The 6,005-nt window shown below is 37.0% G+C and carries 5 protein-coding genes and 1 pseudogene; all 6 read left to right on the top strand.

Translation table 11 applies throughout. The features are described from left to right. Nucleotides 1-234 (top strand): annotated as a pseudogene (locus V7M80_RS12110) (hypothetical protein); the annotation flags it as partial. A gap of 14 nt (nucleotides 235-248) precedes the next feature. After that, nucleotides 249-1,013, top strand: a complete 765-nt coding sequence (locus V7M80_RS12105; RefSeq protein ID WP_333696490.1) for a TIGR02757 family protein — start codon at nucleotides 249-251, stop codon at nucleotides 1,011-1,013. 55 nt (nucleotides 1,014-1,068) lie between these two features. After that, a complete protein-coding gene (locus V7M80_RS12100) occupies nucleotides 1,069-2,412 on the top strand; it encodes a DEAD/DEAH box helicase (RefSeq protein ID WP_333696488.1) in 1,344 nt (447 codons plus the stop codon). Nucleotides 2,413-2,503: 91 nt separating this feature from the next. Next, a complete protein-coding gene (locus V7M80_RS12095; protein WP_333696487.1) occupies nucleotides 2,504-4,432 on the top strand; it encodes a VWA domain-containing protein in 1,929 nt (642 codons plus the stop codon). Continuing rightward, nucleotides 4,429-5,679: a dihydroorotase gene (locus V7M80_RS12090; protein ID WP_333696485.1), complete on the top strand. Its 1,251-nt coding sequence runs from the start codon at nucleotides 4,429-4,431 to the stop codon at nucleotides 5,677-5,679. Before V7M80_RS12095 ends, V7M80_RS12090 begins: the two co-directional genes overlap by 4 nt. Nucleotides 5,680-5,685: 6 nt before the next feature. Continuing rightward, nucleotides 5,686-6,003, top strand: coding sequence for a DUF4870 domain-containing protein (locus V7M80_RS12085; RefSeq protein WP_333696483.1), 318 nt, complete (start codon nucleotides 5,686-5,688; stop codon nucleotides 6,001-6,003). Nucleotides 6,004-6,005 lie beyond the last annotated feature (2 nt).

Raw genomic sequence — 6,005 nt, 5'->3', positions numbered from 1 at the left:
GCTCGAGCTCTAATTAACAAACCGGCAGTGATATTTGCCGATGAACCCTCGGGTAATTTGGATACCGCTTCTGCAGAAAACTTACATGAACTTTTTTTCAAACTTCGTGACGAATTGGGTCAAACCTTTGTAATAGTAACCCACAATGAAGTTTTGGCTCATATGGCCGACCGAAAATTGGTTATGAAAGATGGCCTTTTTGAAGAGTCGACTACTTCCCTACCGAACGTTTAAGTTTACTTAGAGCTATGAATCTTTTGGAACTCAAAGATTTTTTGGATGAGAAAGTGGCCTTATACAATCATCCGAACTTTATTGATAGTGACCCTATTCAAATTCCGCATCGGTACCAACTTAAAGAGGATATCGAAATTTCGGGGTTTTTGGTGGCAACCATTTCCTGGGGTAATCGCAAAATGATTATTAAAAACGGAATCCATTTTATGGAGTTGTTGGGAGATTCGCCCTATGACTTTGTAATGCATCATGGCGAACGCGACTTGAAAAAATTAGAGTCATTTGTACATCGAACCTTTAACGGTACCGATGGCAAGACCTTTATTAAAGGTTTGCAAAACCTATATAGTATTCACGGAGGTTTGGAAGCTGTTTTTAGTCAAAATCAAACCGACAATTCTTTGCAGCCCGCGATATCCCAATTCAAAAAAGCCTTTTTTGAAATTTCACATGAATTGCGAACGCAAAAACACATTTCGGATCCCATGCAAAATTCGGCGGCCAAACGCCTTAATATGTTCCTCCGTTGGATGGTACGGCAAGACCCTGCCGGAGTGGATTTAGGCATTTGGAAATCTATTGCTCCGGCTAAACTTTCTTGCCCTTTAGATGTTCACTCTGGAAATGTAGCCCGAAAGTTAGGTTTACTAACCCGAAAACAAAACGATGCCAAAGCCTTGGTAGAATTGGACACCCAATTGCGATTACTAGACCCAAATGATCCGGTAAAATACGATTTTGCCTTGTTTGGTTTGGGTGTTTTTGAAGGGTTTTAACAGACATAGACCCATTCCCTTAAAATTGTGTACCTTTGCCGAAATTAAAATCAGTATGAGTACATTCCAGGATTTAGATTTACCCAAATCGTTACAAAAGGCCATAGATGAGTTAGGATTTTCAACCCCTACCCCTATTCAGCTCAAATCGATGCCTGTAATCTTATCCGGAAGAGATATGATGGGAATTGCACAAACCGGTACAGGGAAAACCTTTGCCTATCTTTTACCCATTTTGAAACAATGGAAATTTCAAAATACGCATACCCCACGAGTTCTCATTTTGGTACCAACGCGAGAATTGGTTGTTCAAGTAGCCGGAGAAGTAGAAAAGCTAACGCAATACCTTTCGGTTAGAACTTTGGGCGTTTATGGTGGCGTAAATATAAATACGCAAAAAACAGCGGTTTATCAAGGTGTCGATATATTAGTAGGAACTCCGGGTCGGGTAATGGATTTGGCTTTGGATAATGTGGTTCGATTTGATGAAATTCAGAAATTGGTCATAGATGAATTTGATGAAATGCTCAATTTAGGTTTTCGTTTTCAAGTTACCTCTATCCTATCTATGCTAAAAGCCAAGAGGCAAAATATATTATTTTCGGCAACGATGACTGATGAAGTAGATGAAATGTTGGATGAATATTTTGATTTTCCGGTAGAAGTTTCATTGGCTCCCTCGGGAACCCCGTTAGAGAAAATCACGCAATTGGGCTACCGAGTTCCTAATTTTCTAACCAAGTTGAATTTACTGAAAGAACTTTTGCATACAGACGAAGCTATGTCTCGTTTGTTGATTTTTATCAATCATAAGAAATCAGCCGATTTGGTCTCTCAGGCCTTGGAAGAAGAGTTTCCGGAGCAGTTTGGTTTGATTCACTCTAATAAATCTCAAAATTACCGACTCAATACGATGGCTGCTTTTCAGGAAGGCAGTTTGAGAGGAATAGTTACTACAGATGTAATGGCCAGAGGATTAGATATTTCGGACATTACCCATGTTATTAATTTGGAATTTCCCGAAGTACCGGAACAATATATACATCGAATAGGAAGAACCGGACGTGCCGATAAATCGGGGATTGCCCTAAGTTTTGTGAGCCCAAAGGAAGAAGAAATTCAAATAGAAGCCGAGATTTTAATGGAAAAAGAAATCACTTTTCTCCCTTTACCGGCTATACCCATTGAAGAAAAGCTACTCGAATTTGAAAAAGAGAAGAAAAAAATAAAAATGCTCCTTAAACGCCCCAAAAAAGAAGGCGGAGAGGCATTTCATGATAAGAAAGAAAAAAACAAGAAGGTAAACTTAGGCGGCCCGGGAAAACGAAATCCCAGAAAAACCGAATCTCGTAACAGAGAAGTAGAACGTAAAAGAGCGGAAAAAAGAAAAAAAAGATAGTCAAATAGCCCTTGACAAACACTGCTTTTCCTGTTACATTTTGATTTGTGCCTTTGAAATATAAAAACTATCTTTGACAAACTTTCATTTAATGCAGTTTAAACATCCCGAAATTCTGTATTTTCTTTTTTTGTTGGTACTGCCAATTTTAGTTCATTTATTCCAACTCAGACGTTTTAAAAAAGAATATTTTACCAACGTAAAATTTTTAAAAGAACTCACACTTCAAACCCGAAAAAGTTCGCAGCTCAAAAAATGGTTGCTTTTGGCAACGCGTATGCTTTTGTTAACCGCATTAATTCTAGCTTTTGCTCAACCTTTTTTCAAAGCAAAAGACGCTACGGGTAGTCAAAATGATATGTATATACTTTTGGACAATTCATTTAGTATGCAAGCCAAAGGTGCCAAAGGTGAATTATTAAAACGTGCCGTTCAAGACCTACTGGCTACAGTTCCCGAAAATCTAAATTTCACCTTACTTACCACAACCGATAAGTTTCAGGATACCGATATCAAATCGATTCAAAAGGATTTACAACAGCTGAATTACCATCCCAATGCTTTTGATTTAGCAAATTTACTTGACCCAATTGAACAGAAAAAAAACAGTACCGGAAAAGACATCATTATTTTATCGGACGGCGTGAACCTTAACCCTTCAACCCTTCAAAAACTTAAACCGTATAATACGCTCTGGAGTATTTACAAAGCCGAAAAAAAAGAAAACCTTTCAATTGACAGCGTATTTGTGGCTAAAAGTTTTGATAATTTAATAGAAATTGGTGTGGTTTTGAAAGCCTATGGGACTTCTAAAATTGAGACTTCTGTAGCTGTTCAGCTCGACAACAAATTGGTTGCCAAATCTCAAATTTCTGAAAACAAAACGAATACGACCTTGTACTTTACACTTCCAAAAGAAGATGCTCAAGGAGTCGTTAGCATAGAAGACAACAGTTTGAATTATGACAATACCTATTTTTTTAGTTTAAACCAACCGAAAAAAAGCAAAGTATTGAGTATTGGAGCTGTCGAAAAAAGTTTGTTTTTACGTAAAATATACACCGAAGATGAATTTGATTATGTTCAAACCGAATTGCAAAATTTAGATTTCAATAGTTTGGAACTGTATCAAACCCTAGTTTTGAATGAAATTGATGAGATTCCACAAGCTCTTCAAACTACGCTCAAATCGTATTATGAAAAAGGAGGCAACATCATTTTTATACCTTCTTCAAAACAAAAAATAGATAACCTCAAAAGCTTTGTTTCACCCTTTGGAAATTTTGCCCTAAACGAAGGTCTAAAATCAGAGAAACTGATAACCGAAATAGCTTTTAATCACCCTTTATATGCCCAAGTTTTTGAAAAAAAAGTTACTAATTTTCAATACCCTAAAACCTTGTTTTCTTTTCCGGTAACAACCACTTCGAGCTCCTTGTTGAGTTATGAAGACAAAAGTCCGTTTTTGATGGCAACCACAAATGGTGTAGGTAATTTTTATTTTTTTAATGCCGCTCTTTCACTTGATAATTCAAATTTTCAAAAGTCACCTTTAATTGTTCCTACTTTTTACAATATGGTTCAAAATGCCACCCTTTCAGGTTTGGCTTCTTTTACTTTAGGTGATAATCAACCTCGTATTTTCGATTTGAAATTGGAAAATGAGGAAATTGTAAGTTTAGAATCTGCTGAAGACAAACAAACGGTAATTCCGCAACAGCAAACTTTACACTCTAAAGTAAAATTGATTTTTGGTGAAAGTCCCCAAAAAGCGGGCAATTACCAAATGGTAAAAAACAAAACCAATGCCTACTTGTTGAGTTTTAATTACCCCAGAACAGAAAGTGATTTGAATGCTATTTCAAACACAACTCTAGAAAATATAAGTTCCGAAAGTTTAGAAAGCCATTTCAATACACTACAAACCAATCGTTTAGATAATACTTTGTGGAAATGGTTTGTAGGACTCGCTCTTCTCTTTGTATTACTGGAATTACTCATCCAAAAATTTGTAAAATGAAAACCCTAGTAAGAAACGCAACTGTAATTGACCCCAACGGTCCTTATCACAAGGAAGTCAAAGACTTGGTTATAACTGATTCTAAACTTGAAGAAATTGGGACTCATTTACCCAGTAGGCCCGGTTATACTGAAATTGTTTTAGAAAACTTGCATGTATCGCCCGGATGGTTTGATACTTCGGTATCCTTTGGCGAACCCGGATATGAAGAACGCGAAACCCTTGCCAACGGATTGGATGTTGCAGCACGAAGTGGTTTTACTGCAGTAGCTGTTCAACCCAATTGCTTTCCGGTAACAGACAATCAAGCACAAGTGCGTTTTTTGATAGAGAAAGCCAAAAATAAAGCCACGACACTCTATCCTATAGGAAGTTTGACGCAAAAAAGTGAAGGCAATGATCTAGCCGAACTCTATGATATGAAGAATGCAGGAGCTATAGCTTTTGGAGATTATGGCAAATCTATCGCCAATTCAAATTTGCTTAAAATTGGTTTGCAATACGTTCAGGATTTTGACGGATTGGTTGTATGCTATTCGCAAGACGATCAAATAAAAGGTCAAGGTGTGGTTCACGAGGGAATAACTGCTATGCAATTGGGATTAAAAGGCATCCCCGATTTGGCAGAAGAAATAGCGGTTGCCCGAAATTTGGCCATTTTAGAATATACCGGTGGAAAATTGCATATACCCACCCTATCTTCTTTAAAATCTGTGGCATTGATACGAGAAGCCAAACAAAAAGGATTGCAAGTAACTTGTAGCGTAGCAGTAGCTCAATTGGTTTTAAACGAAACACAATTGAATCGGTTTGAAACACACTACAAGCTCAATCCCCCTTTGCGAGATGAAGCAACAAGAATTGGTCTTTTAAATGCGGTTTTGGATAACACCATTGATTGTATAACTTCAGACCACAATCCGATAGATATAGAACACAAAAAAGTTGAATTTAATTTAGCCAAAAGCGGTTCAATTGGATTAGAGTCGGCCTTTGGTGCTCTTCTAACCGTATTACCCTTGGAAGTTGTCGTTTCGAAATTCTTAAACGGAAAAACGGTTTTCAATTTGGATAATCCGGTTATTGCAGTCAATTCACCGGCCAACTTAACCCTATTTAATCCGGATACCCATTGGATTTTTGGAACTGAAGCTATTCTTTCGAAATCTAAAAATGCCGCTTTTGTAAACCGCCCCATGAGAGGAAAAGTATATGGAATCATCAACAACGGTCAAATTATTATCTAATTTATTATGCAAAATTCACCTGAAAAAAATACTGCAACCGTAGCCTACTTAACACTTATAGGTTTTTTAATTGCTTTGACTATGAATGCTGAAACCAAAAATGCATTTGCCCGTTTTCACATTAGACAAGCTTTGGGTATTCATGTTACATTTTTGGCTTTGGGTTATCCCATTGGATATTTTGACAATTGGATGATTAGCTCTGCTTTTTACATTTTTTTCATCATTTTATGGGTTTACGGATTTATGGGAGCACTTAATGGTGAATACAAAAAAGTACCCTTATTGGGCGATTTTTATCAAACCCTTTTTAAAAATCTATAAAA

Source organism: Flavobacterium sp., from assembly GCF_036759525.1.
In the GTDB taxonomy this organism is placed as follows: domain Bacteria; phylum Bacteroidota; class Bacteroidia; order Flavobacteriales; family Flavobacteriaceae; genus Flavobacterium.
Note: the sequence above shows the minus strand (reverse complement) of the source record. Positions and strands in the feature narration are given on the sequence as shown.

What these genes read in the sequence shown, in the direction of transcription:
- V7M80_RS12090 (WP_333696485.1), top strand. Translation starts at nt 4,429, where the DNA reads ATGAAAACCCTAGTAAGAAACGCAACTGTAATTGACCCCAACGGTCCT.
- V7M80_RS12105 (WP_333696490.1), top strand. Translation starts at nt 249, where the DNA reads ATGAATCTTTTGGAACTCAAAGATTTTTTGGATGAGAAAGTGGCCTTA.
- V7M80_RS12095 (WP_333696487.1), top strand. Translation starts at nt 2,504, where the DNA reads ATGCAGTTTAAACATCCCGAAATTCTGTATTTTCTTTTTTTGTTGGTA.
- V7M80_RS12085 (WP_333696483.1), top strand. Translation starts at nt 5,686, where the DNA reads ATGCAAAATTCACCTGAAAAAAATACTGCAACCGTAGCCTACTTAACA.
- V7M80_RS12100 (WP_333696488.1), top strand. Translation starts at nt 1,069, where the DNA reads ATGAGTACATTCCAGGATTTAGATTTACCCAAATCGTTACAAAAGGCC.